Below are 1,774 nucleotides of genomic sequence, written 5' to 3'. Positions count from 1 at the left end.
GGTAGACCTTTGAAAACTGAATAAAGTTTCGACGAATCAAATGTGTAGGGTCTTTGATCGGAAGATCAAAGCAAAAACATTTGCGAAGTCAATTTCGCTTTAATTTATTTTGAGAGCTATCTCAAATTCTTATTTAATATGAGAGTTTGATCCTGGCTCAGGATGAACGCCGGCGGTGTGCCTAATACATGCAAGTCGAACGCGTTGGCCCAACTGATTGATGATGCTTGCATCAGATTGACGACGGTTTACCAACGAGTGGCGGACGGGTGAGTAACACGTAGGCAACCTGCCCAGAAGCGGGGGACAACATTTGGAAACAAGTGCTAATACCGCATAACAACGAAAACCGCCTGGTTTTCGTTTAAAAGATGGTTTCGGCTATCACTTCTGGATGGGCCTGCGGCGCATTAGCTAGTTGGTAAGGTAACGGCTTACCAAGGCAGTGATGCGTAGCCGAGTTGAGAGACTGATCGGCCACAATGGAACTGAGACACGGTCCATACTCCTACGGGAGGCAGCAGTAGGGAATCTTCCACAATGGGCGCAAGCCTGATGGAGCAACACCGCGTGAGTGAAGAAGGGTTTCGGCTCGTAAAACTCTGTTGTTGAAGAAGAACGTGCGTGAGAGTAACTGTTCACGCAGTGACGGTATTCAACCAGAAAGTCACGGCTAACTACGTGCCAGCAGCCGCGGTAATACGTAGGTGGCAAGCGTTATCCGGATTTATTGGGCGTAAAGCGAGCGCAGGCGGTTTTCTAAGTCTGATGTGAAAGCCTTCGGCTTAACCGGAGAAGGGCATCGGAAACTGGATAACTTGAGTGCAAGAGAGGACAGTGGAACTCCATGTGTAGCGGTGGAATGCGTAGATATATGGAAGAACACCAGTGGCGAAGGCGGCTGTCTAGCTTGCAACTGACGCTGAGGCTCGAAAGCATGGGTAGCGAACAGGATTAGATACCCTGGTAGTCCATGCCGTAAACGATGAGTGCTAGGTGTTGGAGGGTTTCCGCCCTTCAGTGCCGGAGCTAACGCATTAAGCACTCCGCCTGGGGAGTACGACCGCAAGGTTGAAACTCAAAGGAATTGACGGGGGCCCGCACAAGCGGTGGAGCATGTGGTTTAATTCGAAGCTACGCGAAGAACCTTACCAGGTCTTGACATCTTGCGCCAACCTCAGAGATGAGGCGTTCCCTTCGGGGACGCAATGACAGGTGGTGCATGGTCGTCGTCAGCTCGTGTCGTGAGATGTTGGGTTAAGTCCCGCAACGAGCGCAACCCTTGTTACTAGTTGCCAGCATTTAGTTGGGCACTCTAGTGAGACTGCCGGTGACAAACCGGAGGAAGGTGGGGACGACGTCAGATCATCATGCCCCTTATGACCTGGGCTACACACGTGCTACAATGGACGGTACAACGAGCAGCGAACTCGCGAGGGCAAGCTAATCTCTTAAAACCGTTCTCAGTTCGGACTGCAGTCTGCAACTCGACTGCACGAAGTCGGAATCGCTAGTAATCGCGGATCAGCATGCCGCGGTGAATACGTTCCCGGGCCTTGTACACACCGCCCGTCACACCATGGGAGTTTGCAATGCCCAAAGCCGGTGGCCTAACCTTCGGGAAGGAGCCGTCTAAGGCAGGGCAGATGACTGGGGTGAAGTCGTAACAAGGTAGCCGTAGGAGAACCTGCGGCTGGATCACCTCCTTTCTAAGGAAGAAAACGGAACCTGCACATGGGTTGAAACTTTGTTCAGTTTTGAGGGGTTTACCTCT

Annotated in this window: 1 rRNA gene; it reads left to right on the top strand. The window is 51.7% G+C overall.

The features are described 5' to 3' along the window. The first annotated feature begins 134 nt into the window (after nt 1-134). A 16S ribosomal RNA gene (locus AC1EKL_RS08685) occupies nt 135-1,709 on the top strand. The last annotated feature ends 65 nt before the right edge of the window (nt 1,710-1,774 follow it).

Source organism: Limosilactobacillus sp. C0001E2, assembly GCF_056590915.1.
Note: the sequence above shows the minus strand (reverse complement) of the source record. Positions and strands in the feature narration are given on the sequence as shown.